The sequence below is a fragment of the Pseudomonas sp. CFBP13528 genome, from assembly GCF_005233615.1.
Taxonomy (GTDB): domain Bacteria; phylum Pseudomonadota; class Gammaproteobacteria; order Pseudomonadales; family Pseudomonadaceae; genus Aquipseudomonas; species Aquipseudomonas fluorescens_AM.
On sequence record NZ_QGAJ01000012.1, the window covers coordinates 1 to 15,528 of the forward strand.

A 15,528-nucleotide genomic window follows, 5' to 3' on the forward strand; every position below is an offset into this window, starting at 1 on the left:
TACCTATGTGCGTGAACTGATTTGTAACCCATGTGGGTGAGTCATACCGGCAAGAGCGTTTTGCTTACTTTTGCGCTTTTCAAAAGTGAGCCGCTGTAAAAGCGGAACCCATTGCAGCCGTTACCGCAGAAACGGATATGTACTCGGTCCAATCCAACATCCTGGTCGGCCCTGAGGCCGCCATCGGGGGCAAGCCCCCTCCCACATTTGGACCTCGGAGCGTCAGGTAGATACGCGTTGGCTGTTCGGCCGTCACGAGGGCAAGCCCCCTCACGCCACCATAATAATCTTCGACACCAACTCCACCACCGTCTTGGCCTGCAACTTCCTCATCAACCGCGCCCGATGCACTTCCACCGTGCGGTGGGAAATCCCCAGGCGCAGGGCGATTTCCTTGGATTTGAGCCCGTTCACGATGTGCATGGCAATCTCCCGCTCCCGCGGCGTCAGGTCTCCGGTGCCCTGGTGACAGCGGTCCAGGCGTTCGAAGTGCCAGATCATCAGCTTGAACGGGTCCCTGGGCGTGAGGGTGTAGCCATGGGATTTGGCCCAGAACACCTCGCCGTTGCGATGCTGCATGAAGCGCTCGTCGGAATAAAAACCGTTGTCGCTGTCGAGCAACCAGTCATGGCTGCGCTTGCCGATGGCGTGGTAGTCGGCCTGGGACGGGTAGATCAGCAAGGTCAACTGATTGACCAACGTCTCGCGGGCATAGCCGAACAGTTTCAGGAAGGCGTCGTTGCAGTCGAGTATTACGCGGTTGCTGGTCACCAACTGCGGAGCGGGGGACAGTTTGAACGCCAGGCGTTCGAGGTCTTGCAATGGCTGGGTAAACACGGTCATGGGCATCCTGCCTCGTTGTTCAACTCACTGGCGAATACTTATCCATGTAAAACTACTTATCCATGTAAGTAGTTACACGAATTGGCGTGCGGCCAGAGCTGGGTCATTGTAAGGAAAGTCCGGTTGAAGAACAGAAGAAATTGATTATGCCTGTTGATTGCGTGTCTATCGTTGCCGCTGGTCATTCGCGTTTTGGTCGTCTGGAAGGCACCACGCTGGAGGATCTGATTGTTCAGGTCACGCGTGAGGCCCTCAGCGATGCCGACCTCGAGGCGTCGCAAATCGACGCGCTGTTCCTCGGCCACTTCAATGCCGGGCTGGTGCCCGACGGCTTTGCCGCGTCATTGCTGCTGCAGGCCGACCCCGGGCTGCGCTTCAAGCCGGCCACGCGCTGTGAAAACGCTTGTGCTTCCGGTTCGGCGGCGATTCAGGCCGGGGTCAATGCGATTCTTTCCGGCAGCGCGGAGTTGGTGCTGGTGGTGGGCGCCGAAAAAATGACCCACACCTCCACGGCCGCCGTCACCCAGGCGCTGGCCGGTGCCGGTTACCAGAACGATGCCGCCGAAGCCGGCCTGAGTTTCCCGCAGCTGTTCGGCCGCGCCGCGCGTCAATACGCCGAGCGCTACCACAGCCCGCTGGGCTCGATGGCGGCGATTGCCACCAAGAACCACTCCAATGCCATGGCCAACCCGTTGGCGCAGATGCACCGGGAGATGAATTTCGAGCACTGCAACAACGTGTCCCAGAGCAACCCGTTCGTGGCCGAGTCGCTGCGCCTCACCGACTGCTCGCTGATCAGCGACGGTGCTGCGGCGATCATCCTCGCTTCACCCAAGCGGGCGCGGGCGTTTCGCCGCGATGTGCAGATTCGCGCGATGACCCAGGTCAACGACACCTTGCCCATTGCCCAGCGCGACATCCTTGCGTTTGAAGGCCCGCAGCGGGCGATTCATGCGGCGCTGCGCGGGGCGAATGTGACCCTGGCCGATCTGAGTTTCGCCGAGGTGCATGATTGCTTCACCATCGCCGAACTGCTGATCTACGAAGCCATGGGCCTGGCGCCCAAAGGCGAGGGGCACCGTGTGCTTGACAGCGGTGTGGTGCGTGCGGGCGGGCGCTTGCCGGTGAACCTTTCCGGTGGGCTCAAGGCCAAGGGCCATCCCGTCGGCGCGACCGGTGTCTCGATGCATGCCCTGGCGTTCCGGCAATTGACCGGCGAGCCAATCGGCCTGGCGGTGCCCAATGCGGAGTTCGGGCTGGTGTTCAACATGGGTGGAATGGCGGTGGCCAACTACGCCTCGGTCCTGCACGCGCGCCGGTATTGAGCCATGAACATTGCCAACTGGTTGCACGACACCCAGCGTCGCAACCCGCAACGTCCGGCGTTGTTCGACGGCTCCCGGCAAGTGGCCGACTACGCCACCTTCGCCGCCCATGTGCGCCAGCGCGCCGCGCACCTGGTAGACCAGCACGGTGTGCAGCCAGGGGATGCGGTGGCGGTGCTGATGAAAAACAGCTGCGACTACCTGGAGCTGCTCTATGCCATCTGGTGGATGGGGGCGGTGGCGGTGCCGATCAATGCCAAGCTGCACCCGACCGAGGCGGCGTGGATCGCCGATAACGCCCAGGCCCGCTTGATCTTTACCGATGGCGGCCGGGTGTTTTCGTCGCATGACCTGCCCCTGTGCTGCGCAGAGCTCGATGGCCATGCGCTGGCGCCGGACCGGGGCTGGCCAACCCTGGAGCAACCGGTGCCGCGCCAGGCCGACGACCTCGCCTGGCTGTTCTACACCTCAGGCACCACCGGGCGTTCCAAGGGGGTGATGCTGTCCCATGGCAACCTGATCGCCATGTCGTTGTGTTACGCCACCGATGTCGACCCGGTGAGCGCCGACGATGCGGCGCTGTATGCCGCACCGATGTCGCATGGTGCCGGGCTCTATAACTTTATTCACGTACGCTGCGGCGCGCGGCATGTGGTGCCGGCGTCCAACGGGTTTGACGCCGCCGAGCTGTTTGGCCTGGCGGCCGAGCTGGGCAGTGTTTCGCTGTTTGCCGCGCCGACCATGGTCAAGCGCATGGTCGAGCAGGCGCGGCGCCAGGGTTACAGTGGCGAAGGCATCAAGACCATGGTCTACGGCGGTGGCCCGATGTACCTGGCCGACTTGCGCGACGCCGTCGACACCTTCGGCGCCCGCCTGGTGCAGATCTACGGCCAGGGCGAGAGCCCGATGACCATCAGCGTGCTGCCCCGTGGGCTGATTGCCGACCGCCAGCGCCCCGACTGGGCGACTCTGGCCGCGTCCGTTGGCCATGCGCAAGCCTGCGTGGAAATCCGTATTCTCGATACCGAGCACCAATCGCTGCCCACGGGAACGCGCGGCGAAATTGCCGTACGTGGCGCCACGGTGATGCAGGGCTATTGGCGTAACCCCGAGGCCACGCGCCAGGCCTTGGTCGATGGCTGGTTGCTGACCGGAGATATCGGTTTTCTCGACCCCGCCGGCTACCTGACCCTCACGGATCGCTCCAAGGACGTGATCATCAGCGGCGGCAGCAATGTATACCCGCGCGAAGTCGAGGAAGTGCTGGCCCAGCATCCCGAGGTGTTTGAAGTGTGCGTGGTGGGCGAGCCGGACCCGCAATGGGGCGAGTCGGTGGTGGCATTTGTGGTGACGCGCAGTGGCCAGTCCCTCGACGAAGCCGAACTGACGGCATGGTTCCTGGCGCGCATGGCATCGTTCAAGAAACCAAAAAAATATGTGTGGCGCAGCGAATTGCCCAAAAACAGCTACGGCAAAATCCTCAAGACCGACTTGCGACAATGGCTCAAAGCGGCGAGTATCGCCGCGCTCTAGCACGGATCGATAAACAGACAAGGAGTCCCCTCGATGGGCAATCATGCGCAAGACACTGTCCGCAAACGCCGCCGCGCGTTTCTCGGTGCCACCTCCGGCCACTTGATCGAGTGGTACGACTACGGCGTCTACGGCTTTCTTGCCGTCTATATCGGCCAGGCGTTCTTCGTCTCCGACGACCCTACCACCAGCCTGCTGGCCAGCTTCGCCGCGTTTGCCCTGAGCTTCTTCATCCGGCCCCTGGGCGGGCTGTTCTTCGGCCCGCTGGCGGACAAGATCGGCCGGCGTAAAACCCTGATCATGGCGCTGGTGATGATGACCGGCTCCACGGTGATGCTCGGTTTGCTGCCCACTTACGCGACCCTGGGCATTGTCGCCCCGATTCTGTTGATCCTGGTGCGCTGCGTGCAAGGCTTCTCCGCGGGCGGTGAGATCGGCACGGTTACCAGTTTCATTTCCGAATACGCCGGCCCCGGCCGACGCGGCTTTGCCACCTGCTGGTTGATGGTTACCGCCGTGCTTGGCCTGTTGCTGGGCGGCGCCGTGGCCAACGGCATGACCTGGGTGCTGGGCGCCGACACGATGCAGGAATGGGCCTGGCGCGTGCCGTTCCTGATCGCCGCGCCCCTGGGCTTCATTTCCATGTACATCCGCCTCAAGCTCGAAGACAGCCCCGAGTTCCTTGCCCTGCAACGCGCCGGGCAAACTTCTCGCGCACCCCTGCGCGAAGTCTGGCAATGGAAACGCGCGGTTGCCCTGGTGTTCTTCATCATCACCCTGCACAGCTCGATATTTTATCTGGTGCTGACCTTTGCCTCGACTTACATGGCCAAGATCCTCAAGTTCGACAGCGGCACCACGTTGCTCTATGTGTTCGTCGCCAGTTTTTCTGCGGCGTTCGTCATGCCGTTCGGCGGCGCCTTCACCGACAAATATGGGCGTAAGCCGTTCCTGATGGTGATCGGCACGCTGGCGACCCTCGCGATGTTCTGGCTGTTCAAGATGGCACCGACCGCCACGCCGGCAACCTTCTTCGCGCCGTTGATGGCGGTGGCGATTCTGTTCGGCCTGTATGCCTCGTCCACCTATGCGCTGATGAGCGAACTGCTGCCCACGCGCATCCGCTCCACTGGCATCGCCGTGGCGTACAACGTGCCGGTTGCGGTGTTTGGCGGCAGCGCGCCGTTGATTTCCACCTGGCTGATCAAGGTGACCGGCGACATTACCTCGCCCTGGTACTTTTATGTGGCGACCGGGGTGGTGTCGTTGATTGCGCTGGTGCTGCTGCGCAAAGAAGACTTCGTGGCCAGCGGCAGCCCGGTGACAGCGCCCGCCGGGGCGGCATTGGCCTGATTGGTACGGTGGTCGGGCGTTGCATCGACGCGTTAACTGCGCCAGGCTTGGCAGCCTCATCCCGGCGGAGTGTATTGCGTGCAGGCTACCCGTTTGACCCTGATCTGCCATGCGGCCACGGCGGCGCAGAAACAGGCATGCTTTGCCGATGACGAGTCGCTGCTCATGGACTGGCAAGGCGCGGAACGCTCTTTGGCAGGTCGTTACCCCAAGGATGCGCGCCTGGTGTGCGGGCCGGAGGCGCGTACCCGGCAGACGGCGGCGTTGTTCGGCGCGCAGCCGAACATCGAACAGGCCCTGCGCGACCTGGACCTTGGGCACTGGAAAGGCCAGGCTGTGCGCCACCTGAACAGCGATGAATTCAACGCCTGGCTCACCGACGGCGCCCGTGCACCGCATGGCGGCGAGTCGGTGGATCAGCTGTGCGCGCGGGTCGGGCAATGGATCAAGTCCCTCGAGAGCCAACCCGGTCACGTGCTGGCCATCACCCATCCGTTCGTTATCCGCGCCGCGCTGCTGTACGTCATGCGGTGTCCGTTCTCGATGTTCTATCTGATCGACGTTGAGCCGCTGTCTTGTACCGAGTTGCGCTTCAATGCGCGCTGGCGCCTGCGCCTGGAAACTCACGCCTGAGGCCCAGGTCATGGCAAAATCCACGCCCCGCAATGAGAGCAACCCATGAAACGCATCCTGATCATCGGCATCGGCGCCGGCAACCCCGACTACATCACGATGCAGGCCGTAAAGGCGCTGAACCGCACCGACGTGTTTTTCCTGATGGACAAGGGTCAGAGCAAGGACAAGCTGATCGACCTGCGGCGTGAAATCTGCGAGACCTACATCACCGAGCCCGGCTATCGCTTCGTCGAGGCTCAATGCCCTGAGCGCACGCGCGGTGATATCGATTACACCACCGCCGTGCGGGACCTCAACCGCGACAAGCAGCACACCTTCGAGCGTATGATCAACGAGGAAATGGCCGACGGCGAAGTGGGCGCGTTTCTGGCCTGGGGTGACCCGGCGTTGTACGACAGCACCATTCGCATCCTGCAGGCGATCCTGGCCGACGGCCGCTGTGAGTTTGAGTTCGAGGTGATCCCCGGCATTACCAGCGTGCAGGCCTTGGCGGCACGGCATAAAGTGCCGTTGAACCGGATCGGCAAGTCCGTCGAAATCACCACCGGGCGGCGCCTGGCGGCGGGGCAGGCGAGTGATGCCGACACCCTGGTGGTGATGCTCGATGCCGAAGATTCCTACCGCAGCGTGGCCGATCAGGACCTGGATATCTACTGGGGCGCCTACCTGGGCACGCCGGACGAAATCCTGATCAGCGGCAAAGTGGCTGACGTGGCGCAAGACATCCAACGGGTGCGCAAGGCTGCGCGGCTCGCCAATGGCTGGATCATGGACACCTATTTGTTGCGCAAACCCTGAGGGACCGTTCCTATGCTCAAATTGCTCGCTCTCACCCTGACCTTGCTGGCCGGTGTCGCCCAGGCGGATTCTGAACTGCACACCGACTTGCCGCTGTCGTACCTGGAGCAAACCCAGGGCGATGCACGCAACCAACCGCTGGTGATTTTCCTGCATGGCTTTGGCAGCAACGAGGAAGACCTGTTCGGCATCAAGGATGCGCTGCCTTCCACCTGGACCTACCTGTCGGTGCGTGCGCCGATGCCGGTGGAGCCACGTGGCTATCGCTGGTTCACCAAGACCCCCGGTGACGGGGATTACGATGGAGTGACGGCCGATCTGCACAGCAGCGCCAGGCTGATTGAAGACTTTGTGGTCAAGGCCACCGCCAAGTACCACACCATGAGTGATCGTGTGTTCCTGGTCGGGTTCAGCCAGGGGGCGATCATGTCCTATGAGGTGGGTTTGCGCAGGCCCGAGTTGATGCGTGGCATCGCGGCCCTGAGCGGCAGTGTGTTGCCGGTACTCAAGGCCGAGCTAAAGCCGGATGCGGCGTTGGGCAAGCTGGCCATCTTTATCGGCCATGGCACATTGGACCAGGCACTGCCTTATGCCTCGGGAACGCGGGCGAATGAGGTGCTCGAGGGGTTGGGATTGAAGCCGGAATTTCATGGGTATCCGGGGATGAACCATACGATCAGCGAGGCCGAAGTCCAGGACCTGAAAGCCTGGCTAGAGAAAAGTATGCAGTGAAACGCAGTTGAAAATGTGGGAGGGGGCTTGCCCCCGATGGCGGTATTTCAGTCACGGATGTATCGACTGATTCACCGCTATCGGGGGCAAGCCCCCTCCCACATTGGTGTTGGGTTGCTTGGGAAATTGGCTTACTTGCCGCCGGTAATCTGCTTCACCAGCGCGGCATGCCCCTTCACATCATCCGCCCGCGAAATCGCCTGGATCACCAGCAACTGATTGCCCGAACCGCCGAGAAAGGTGGAGTTCAACGTCTTGCCGCCGCCCTGGGTGGCGGTGCTGTCGACCTGCCGCAGGCCGAGGCCCTTGTAGGTGAGTTTTTTCTCGTTTTGCTTCTTGAAGTCGGGCAGGGCGGCGCTCTGGTTCTTGACGAAGTCGGCCACGGCGCCATCGAGGAACTGCGGGTCGTTATCCTTGATGGCTACCCCATCGTTACGCACGGTTTCGGCGACGATCACCACACTTTTCGTGGTGGCGTTGGCATACAGGGTGCCCTGGGTATCGGCGGTGCCATCATCGGCTTTACCAGCGGGCAGGGCGTCGGCGGTGTAGGCCTTGGGCAGGTTGAAGGTGAACTTGCCGCCCAGGGTGGAGATGGTTTGCGTGGTCGCCTTGGAGGCAGCCCATACGCTGCCAGCGGTAAGCGCGAGGGCCAGCAGCAGTGCGGTCTTGGTGAACGTGGCCATGAAGCGCTCCAGAGATGAACGAAATTGCGGCGTATTCTGTCAGAAAAATCGCAAGATCGTTCACCTGCAGCCTCACACCTTGTCGGACTCTTCTTGCAGCCTGTCCATCTCAAACAGGCGCGCCAGTTCGGTACGCGCTTCCTGGGCGGTCTGCATGACTTTGGCCGCATCGTCGTACACCGCATGCTGTGCGGCGAGGACCTGCTGGTCATGGGCCCTGAAACGGTCGATGCGTGCATCGGCCTGGGCCTGGCTCAAACCGAGGCCCACCAGGGTGCGGCGGCTCATCTCCAGGCTGGAGTAAAAGGTTTCACGCACCGGTGAGGCGTCCAGATCCACCAGGCGGTGTACGTGCTGGCGGTTACGCGCGCGGGCGATGATCTTCATGTGCGGGTAGAGGTTGCGCACCAGTTCGGCGGTCTTGATGTTGATCTCCGGGTCATCCATGGCGATCACGAAGAACTCCGCCTGGTCGACCTTGGCCGCATGCAGGATTTCCGGGCGCTGCGGGTCGCCGTAGAACACCGGCATGCCGCCGAAGCTGCGGGTCAGTTCGATGGTTTCCACCGAGGTGTCCAGGGCGATGAACGAGACGTTCTGCGCACGCAGGATGCGCGCGACGATCTGGCCCATCCGGCCCATGCCGGCAATCACGACGCGCGGTGCATCGCCTTCGATGGCGCGGTATTCCTCGGGTACGTCCACCGGCTTGACCTTGGGCCTGAACAGCTTTGGGCACACCAACAGCAGCAGCGGGGTCACGGCCATGGACAGGGTGATGGTGAGCACCAGCACGTCATACAGGTGCGGCTCGAACAGGCCCTGGTCGCGACCAATCTTGAACACCACGAAGGCAAACTCACCACCGGCCGCCAGCACCACACCCAGGCGCAGGGCGCTTTCACGATTGAGCTCACCCGCCATGCGCCCTACAGCGTACAGCAGCGGCAGTTTCAGCCCGATCAACAGCAAGGTCAGCCCGATCACCACCAGCGGTGTGCTGAGCAGCAGGCTGAGGTTGGCGCCCATGCCCACGCTGATAAAAAACAGACCCAGCAGCAGGCCCTTGAAGGGTTCGATCTGGGATTCCAGTTCGTGACGGTATTCGGAGTCCGCCAGCAGCAGCCCGGCGAGAAAAGCGCCGAGGGCCATCGACACCCCCACCAGCTCCATCAACCAGGCGGTGCCGATCACCACCAGCAGCGCGGTGGCGGTGGACACTTCGCGCAGGCCGGTCTTGGCAACAATGCGAAACACCGGGCGCAACAAGTAGCGCCCGCCGATGATCACCACGGCAATGCTGCCCAGAATCTGCAAGACGTGCTGCACGCCTTGGGCTTCGCTGGCCGGATGATCGCTGCCGGCCAGCAGCGGCACCATGGCGATCAAGGGGATTGCCGCGATGTCCTGGAACAACAGGATCGCAAAGGCCAGGCGCCCATGGGGTTGGTTGAGTTCCTTGCGCTCGGCCAGGCTTTGCAGGCCGAACGCGGTGGAGGACAGTGCCAGGCCCAGACCCAGCACAATCGCGCTGTTCCATGACTGGCCAAACAGCCACAGCGCCACTACGCCCATGACCAGCCCGGTGAGCAGCACCTGGGCCAGGCCGACACCGAATACCGCCTTGCGCATCACCCATAAGCGTTTGGGCGAAAGCTCCAGGCCGATGATGAACAGCAGCAGCACCACGCCCAATTCGGAGAACTGCGCCACGCTTTGCGGGTTGCCGATCAGGCCCAATACCGAGGGGCCGATGATCACGCCGGCGAATAGGTAGCCCAGCACCGCGCCCAGTTGCAGGCGCTTGGCCAATGGCACGGCCAGCACGGCGGCGAACAGGAACACCACGGCTGCTTGTAACAGGTTGCCTTCATGGGGCATTGCGAACTCCATTGTCTACTTGAATCAACTGCTGACGCCTTGATAGGCGAGGGCGCTATTAGAACGCGTTTTTACATTTTGAAACTTGTATTTTTGATGCGAAGGTCAACGTATGCCTGGGCTGCCCGGTTTAACAGGGCGCTGATAACTTCGCGTGCTGAACAAAATCTGCATGGCGATGCACGGTGTTTTCATCTCGGCTTGATGTGCGCTTTGTTACCATGGCCGCCCCTTGCCACCAGGAGTCACCGGCCCATGCAGCACCAGTGGGATGAAATGCACCGCACCCGCAAGCCTACGTTCGTCCTCTGCGGCGAGCCTCAGGGGGATGTGCTCAATCTCTATGTTCACGGTTATTCGGCATTTTTCAGCCAGCAACAGTTGGCTGGCTTCAAGGCGCAACTGGCGGGCATTGAAGGCTCGACCAACCTGATGTTGTTCTGGCCGGCCGGGCACTTTCTGGAAAACCTGTTTGCACCCTTCAGGGAGGTGATCGCCTCGATGCTTGGCGGGGGTGGCCTGGGCGCGGCGACGGTGGGGGTGGGCAAGGCGATTGCTTACTTTCTCGACCATTACAAAAGTGTCGAGGCGCGTGTCGATGAAGTGGCCAGGACCTTGTTGCCCGAGCTGGCGAGGTACCTGCATGCCGAATCGCTGCAGGTGCGGCAAATCAATCTTATCGGTCACTCCCTGGGGGCGCGGATCGTGGTCAAGAGCATGCTGGCCAGCCCTGAAGTCGCGCATGAACTGCCGTTGAACAATCTGTTGCTGATGGGCGGGGCGATCTGTACGTCCAGCCCTTGGGAGGCGGTGACGGCACCGCTCAAGGGGCGGGTGATCAATTGCCATTCCAGTAAGGACTGGGCACTGGCAATGAAGCCGGACACCGAGCGTTGCATCGGCCGCTATGCCATTGCAGTGACGCCGGCCCTGAAAGCCAAGGTCACCAATGTTCACTTGGCCAGCTTCGACCATGCCGCCTACTGGCCGCAATTGAAAACAGTGGTGCAGTACACCGACCTGCTGCAGGAGCGCCGGGGCCTGATCCGCGCCGACCTGCGCAGCCGTGAAGTGCGCTTTGCCGAAGACGACGCGGACTTGTTTCCGATCCTGGCGCAGGCGCGGCCGGATGAGTTGAAGTTTCTCGCGCAGTTGATGGCACAAAAGCACAGCGCCTCGATTGATGCCAGTGTGCGCGAACCGCGCAAGCTCGCCATCGAGTTGCAGCGCATGGGCGGCGACAGTTTTATGAACCTGGGCCGTGGTCACGGCGTGGCCTATCGCCAGATCGCCGAAGCGGTGGCGCAACGCTTGGGCATCAAGTTCGACGATGCCATTGCCAGAGTTGCCCTTGCGGATATCGAAGCGCAGGTTGCGCAAACACTGATCGAGCAGTACCAGGGCAAACTCAACGCCGCCGACCGCCAGGCGTTCGACGCCGAACTCCAGGCCGCGATGCAGAAAGAGAAAGGCCTGTTCACGCGGTTCAACGTTGGCGGTTCGGCCACCGCCGCCTTGAGTGGCACGGCATTGGCCGGGCTTACCGGGTTTATTGTGCGACGCGGTGCCGCCTCGGCAATTCCGGTGGTGGGCCAGGCGGTGGCGGCCGCGATGTTGCTGGTCAGCGGCGTACGGGCATTCTCCGGGCCGGCTTATTCGATCACAACCCTGGCGGTGCTGGTGGTCGGCGTAATTCGCCAGCGTCTGGAACGTGAGGCGTTGAATCAGGAGCTGGACCTGGTGGTGCAAGTGGTTGAAACGTTTGACTTGCCCCGGGAGACGGTGATGCGCACGGTCGCATCGGACTGCTAAGCTGGCGTCCTGACTTGTGTGTTTGCCTGGGATACCGCGTGAAATTCAGCCTGCCGAAAATTGCTACCGCCCCCTTCTGCCCGCCGGAAGTGGCCGGCTCCGTTGCCGTCGACCCCAAGGCGTCGTTTTTCAAGCGCGTGCTGATGTTCGCCGGCCCCGGCCTGTTGATCTCCATCGGCTACATGGACCCCGGCAACTGGGCCACCGCCATCGAAGCCGGGTCGCGCTATGGCTACAGCCTGTTATTTGTAGTGTTGCTGGCGAGCCTGGCGGGGATGGCGGTGCAGTGCCTGTGCTCGCGGCTGGGTATCGCGACCGGCAAGGACCTGGCGCAACTGTGCCGCGAGCGCTACAGCAAGCGCTCGGCGCGCACCCAGTGGGCGTTGGCGGAAATCTCCATCATCGCCACCGACCTCGCCGAAGTGCTCGGCTGCGCCCTGGCGTTTCACCTGCTGCTCGGTGTGTCGCTGACCACCGGTATCGTCATCACCGCCTTTGATACGCTGTTGATCCTGGCCCTGCAGAACCGTGGTTTCCGCCGCCTGGAAGCAATCATGCTGGCGCTGGTTGCAACCATCGGCGTGTGTTTTTTCATCGAACTGGTGTTGATCAAACCCTACTGGCCGGACGTGTTCAGTGGATTCACCCCATCCCTGTCCGCCATCAGCGATGCCGCGCCGCTGTACCTGGCCATCGGCATCCTCGGTGCGACCGTGATGCCGCACAACCTCTACCTGCACACTTCCATTGTGCAGACCCGCCTGATCGGCAAGGACCTGGCCAGCAAACAGGATGCGGTCAAGCTGGCCCGCATCGACACCATTGGCTCGCTGGCCCTGGCCCTGCTGGTCAACGCGGCCATCCTGGTGCTGGCGGCTGCAGCGTTCTACAAGACCGGCCATACCGACGTGGTGGAGATCCAGGACGCCTATCATCTGCTCGACCCGCTGGTGGGCGGCGCGTTTGCCAGCATCCTGTTCGGCATCGCCTTGCTGGCCTCGGGCCAAAGCTCGACCTTTACCGGCACGATCGCCGGGCAGGTGATCATGGAGGGTTACCTGAACCTGCGCATCCCGTGCTGGCAACGTCGCCTGATCACCCGTGGGCTGGCGCTGATCCCGGCATTTCTCGGGGTGTGGCTGATGGGCGACGACGCCATCGGCAAGCTGCTGATTCTGAGCCAGGTGGTCCTCAGCCTGCAGTTGCCCTTCGCGCTATACCCGCTGATCCGCATGACCGGCGACAAGCAACTGATGGGGCCGTTCGTAAACCGCCTGCCCACACGGATGCTGGCGTGGTTTTTATTTGCGGTAATCAGCGGGGCGAATGCGTGGTTGATTGGGCAGTGGGTGTTCTGAGTGACCTGTGTGCTGCTGGGCCATGACCTAGACCAGAATGTCGCCGCGCTCACATAAACATCGGCGGCATTTCATCGCGCCGATTCGCCGCGCTTTGGACTTACCGATGGGAACAAGCTACGCCATTGCGCGCCCGTGCTTTGGCCAAATATAGCCAAAACTACGTGAGCTGTTAAAAACGGCTGAACCACGTGCTGAAGCCGCTCGTTCACTCACCGATCCCAATACGGCACCGTCCCGAAACACTCCACAAAATAATCGATCACCGTCCGCACCTTGAGCGACAGCCTGCGGCTGCCCGGCCATAACGCTGCGATTTGCTGGGGCTCCAGGGTGGTTGCCACCTCGTATTCCGTCAGCACCGCCTGCAAGGTGCCGGCGCGCAGGCCTTCGCCGATCAGCCAGGACGGAAACACCACCAGCCCCAGGCCCTGTTCGGCGGCGTGGGTCAGGGTGTCGGCGTGGTTGCCGGTGATCGGGCCTTTGACGCTGTAGGCGTTCCAGTCGCCCTGGTCGCGACGGAAGAACCAGCGCTCCTGGCCTTTGATGCCCTTGTAGGCCAGGCATTGGTGATTGGCCAGTTCGTCGGGATGACGCGGCGTACCGTGCCGCGCCAGGTAGGCGGGGCTGGCGGCGAGGCGAAAGCGTTGCGGTGCGAAGATCCGCGCCTGCATGCTGGAATCGTTGAGTACGCCGATGCGAAACAGCAGGTCGGTGCCGTCCTGCAGCGGGTCGACGAAGGTGTCGGTTTGCTGGATGTCCAGTTGCAGCTTCGGATAGCGCCGGCACAGTTCTCCCAGCCACGGCGAAAGGTGACGCTGGCCGAACACCATGGGCGCATTGATGCGCACCAGGCCGCTGGGCTCGCTGTCCTGCTCCTGCAGGGCCTGGCTCGCCGTCTCCAGTTGTTCGAGCACCAGCCTGGCGTGGCGCCCGAGCAGGCGTCCGGCTTCGGTGGGGCTGACGGCGCGGGTGTGGCGGTACAGCAACTGCTGGCCGAGGGCATGCTCCATGAGCTGGATCTGCCGGGAGATGGACGAGGGCGCGAGGCCTTCGCGGCGGGCCACCTCAGAAAAGCTGCCATGGTCCAATACCGCGACGAACAGGCGCAGCGCCTTGAAACTCAACTCGTTCAAACCCTGCATCGTGGCTCCATGCTGTGCGTTATTCGCAAAGGTGTTGTCTGCATGCTGCCATTTATCGCACAGCTCGACCACCGGATAATGCGCCCCTGTTTTCTTCTTCAAGCGCGGGTGATGTATGCAGGCAAGTTCCATCGCAGATACGGCACAGTCCAGGCCGAAGCGGAACATTCTTCGGTTGCTATTGCTGCCGTTGGTCATCCTGGCAGGCATGGGCCTGTCGGTGGAGGCCGGTTTGCTCGGGCCGTTGGGGGTGCAGGTCGGGCATTTGTGGGCCACGTTGAGCATCTTTGGCGTCGGTTCGGCGATCCTGTTTCTGCTGTTGCTGTTCAGCGGCCCGCAAAAGGGCCCGGGGTTCACGCAACTGCCGCGCTGGCAGTTGATCGGCGGTTTCCTGGGGCCGATGTACGTGGTGGTGCTGACCCTGGCCACGCCTCATATCGGCGTGGCCATGACGATGATTGCGATCCTGTCCGGACAGGTGGGCAAGAGCGTGCTGATCGACCATTTCGGCTGGTTCGGCACGGCGCGCAAGCGAGTCAATGTGGAACGCTGGATAGCCTTGGCGTTGATTGTGGCGGCACTTGTTCTGATTGCACGAGGGTAAGGCGATGAATCTGATTCTGTTGTTGGTCGTAGTGGTCGCCGCGGGTGCGGTATTGAGTGTGCAGGCTGCCATCAACGGCCGTCTTGGCCAGACCGTCGGGGTGTTGCGCAGCAGCCTGCTGACCTTTGCGGTTGGTGCGCTCACCACTGCGCTGCTGATTTTTTTCTTCGAGCCCGCCCAGGCGGTCAGCCTGCTGGAGGTGCCGAAGTGGCAGTTGACCGGCGCCCTGTTTGGCGTGGTGTACATGATGGTGATGGTCGGTGCGGTGCCTGTGGTCGGTACGGCGGTTGCCACGGTGGCGGTGATCGTGGGGCAATTGGGCATGGGCATGCTGATCGACAATTTCGGCTGGCTGGGCAACCCTGCGATCGAATTGTCCGGCAGCCGGATCGTGGCGATGCTGTGCCTGGCCCTGGCCCTGGTGTTCATGTATCGCAGCAATACACGCCAGGCTGACTGACGGCGCTGAACCTTGGCGCCGCACCTGGAGTCACTGTTTAAGGTGTGGCATTCGCCGCGCCGTGACGACCATGAAGAAGGAGTCTGACCATGCCGGATCAAACCTGTGCCTGCCCACACTGCAAATGCGTACTGGGCGTCGACGCGGTAATGAAGGACGGTAAGGGCTATTGCTGCCAGGGCTGCGCCGAGCATCATGCGCACGGTGAGCCTTGCGCGGCGGCGACGGGTTGCGAATGCGCCAAATCGTCTGCCAACGCCTGAGCTGATTGATCAGCAGGCCCGTGCCCCCCGATAGCGGTGATCAGCCAACCACGTACTGACTGATGCACCGCTATCGGGAGCAAGCCTCCTCCCACATTT

Annotated in this window: 15 protein-coding genes; 11 read left to right on the plus strand and 4 right to left on the minus strand. The window is 62.2% G+C overall.

Going from position 1 to position 15,528, the window contains the following annotated elements:
* Positions 1 to 270: 270 nt before the first annotated feature.
* Positions 271 to 843, minus strand: coding sequence for a LuxR C-terminal-related transcriptional regulator (locus PspCFBP13528_RS19845; RefSeq protein WP_065950977.1), 573 nt, complete (start codon positions 841 to 843; stop codon positions 271 to 273).
* A 146-nt stretch (positions 844 to 989) separates the two neighbouring features.
* Between PspCFBP13528_RS19845 and PspCFBP13528_RS19850 the strand changes: the two genes are divergently transcribed.
* The 6 genes from PspCFBP13528_RS19850 to PspCFBP13528_RS19875 all read left to right on the plus strand — a co-directional run bounded on the left by PspCFBP13528_RS19850 (position 990) and on the right by PspCFBP13528_RS19875 (position 7,220).
* A complete protein-coding gene (locus PspCFBP13528_RS19850; RefSeq protein WP_065950976.1) occupies positions 990 to 2,168 on the plus strand; it encodes an acetyl-CoA acetyltransferase in 1,179 nt (392 codons plus the stop codon).
* 3 nt (positions 2,169 to 2,171) lie between these two features.
* Positions 2,172 to 3,701, plus strand: a complete 1,530-nt coding sequence (locus PspCFBP13528_RS19855) for an AMP-binding protein (RefSeq protein WP_137201296.1) — start codon at positions 2,172 to 2,174, stop codon at positions 3,699 to 3,701.
* A gap of 33 nt (positions 3,702 to 3,734) precedes the next feature.
* Positions 3,735 to 5,054 (plus strand): MFS transporter, encoded by a 1,320-nt coding sequence (locus PspCFBP13528_RS19860; RefSeq protein WP_065950974.1) that lies wholly within the window; start codon positions 3,735 to 3,737, stop codon positions 5,052 to 5,054.
* A 78-nt stretch (positions 5,055 to 5,132) separates the two neighbouring features.
* Positions 5,133 to 5,687: a histidine phosphatase family protein gene (locus PspCFBP13528_RS19865; protein WP_137201297.1), complete on the plus strand. Its 555-nt coding sequence runs from the start codon at positions 5,133 to 5,135 to the stop codon at positions 5,685 to 5,687.
* 45 nt (positions 5,688 to 5,732) lie between these two features.
* Positions 5,733 to 6,488, plus strand: a complete 756-nt coding sequence (gene cobF / locus PspCFBP13528_RS19870) for a precorrin-6A synthase (deacetylating) (protein WP_101221272.1) — start codon at positions 5,733 to 5,735, stop codon at positions 6,486 to 6,488.
* Positions 6,489 to 6,500: 12 nt separating this feature from the next.
* Positions 6,501 to 7,220, plus strand: a complete 720-nt coding sequence (locus PspCFBP13528_RS19875; protein WP_137201299.1) for a dienelactone hydrolase family protein — start codon at positions 6,501 to 6,503, stop codon at positions 7,218 to 7,220.
* A 131-nt stretch (positions 7,221 to 7,351) separates the two neighbouring features.
* On the opposite strand, the gene PspCFBP13528_RS19880 is transcribed toward PspCFBP13528_RS19875, so the two are convergent.
* Positions 7,352 to 7,906: a hypothetical protein gene (locus PspCFBP13528_RS19880; protein WP_065950970.1), complete on the minus strand. Its 555-nt coding sequence runs from the start codon at positions 7,904 to 7,906 to the stop codon at positions 7,352 to 7,354.
* Positions 7,907 to 7,978: 72 nt separating this feature from the next.
* Positions 7,979 to 9,787, minus strand: a complete 1,809-nt coding sequence (locus PspCFBP13528_RS19885; RefSeq protein ID WP_065950969.1) for a monovalent cation:proton antiporter-2 (CPA2) family protein — start codon at positions 9,785 to 9,787, stop codon at positions 7,979 to 7,981.
* 255 nt (positions 9,788 to 10,042) lie between these two features.
* Here PspCFBP13528_RS19885 and PspCFBP13528_RS19890 point away from each other — a divergent pair, with 255 nt between their 5' ends.
* Together PspCFBP13528_RS19890 and PspCFBP13528_RS19895 are read left to right on the plus strand one after the other, a co-directional pair.
* Positions 10,043 to 11,599: a DUF726 domain-containing protein gene (locus PspCFBP13528_RS19890; RefSeq protein WP_137201301.1), complete on the plus strand. Its 1,557-nt coding sequence runs from the start codon at positions 10,043 to 10,045 to the stop codon at positions 11,597 to 11,599.
* Positions 11,600 to 11,637: 38 nt separating this feature from the next.
* Positions 11,638 to 12,957: an Nramp family divalent metal transporter gene (locus PspCFBP13528_RS19895; protein WP_101221268.1), complete on the plus strand. Its 1,320-nt coding sequence runs from the start codon at positions 11,638 to 11,640 to the stop codon at positions 12,955 to 12,957.
* A gap of 212 nt (positions 12,958 to 13,169) precedes the next feature.
* Here PspCFBP13528_RS19895 and PspCFBP13528_RS19900 read toward each other — a convergent pair whose 3' ends face one another.
* Positions 13,170 to 14,102: a LysR family transcriptional regulator gene (locus tag PspCFBP13528_RS19900; RefSeq protein WP_065950966.1), complete on the minus strand. Its 933-nt coding sequence runs from the start codon at positions 14,100 to 14,102 to the stop codon at positions 13,170 to 13,172.
* A 115-nt stretch (positions 14,103 to 14,217) separates the two neighbouring features.
* Here PspCFBP13528_RS19900 and PspCFBP13528_RS19905 point away from each other — a divergent pair, with 115 nt between their 5' ends.
* From PspCFBP13528_RS19905 to PspCFBP13528_RS19915, 3 genes are all read left to right on the plus strand, one after another.
* Positions 14,218 to 14,706 (plus strand): DMT family transporter, encoded by a 489-nt coding sequence (locus tag PspCFBP13528_RS19905; protein ID WP_065950965.1) that lies wholly within the window; start codon positions 14,218 to 14,220, stop codon positions 14,704 to 14,706.
* Positions 14,707 to 14,710: 4 nt separating this feature from the next.
* Complete coding sequence (locus tag PspCFBP13528_RS19910) at positions 14,711 to 15,166, plus strand: DMT family transporter (RefSeq protein WP_065950964.1); 456 nt, start codon at positions 14,711 to 14,713, stop codon at positions 15,164 to 15,166.
* 89 nt (positions 15,167 to 15,255) lie between these two features.
* The gene (locus tag PspCFBP13528_RS19915; protein WP_083217968.1) at positions 15,256 to 15,429 is read left to right on the plus strand and encodes a metallothionein; all 174 of its coding nucleotides are present in this window, start codon (positions 15,256 to 15,258) and stop codon (positions 15,427 to 15,429) included.
* Positions 15,430 to 15,528: the final 99 nt, after the last annotated feature.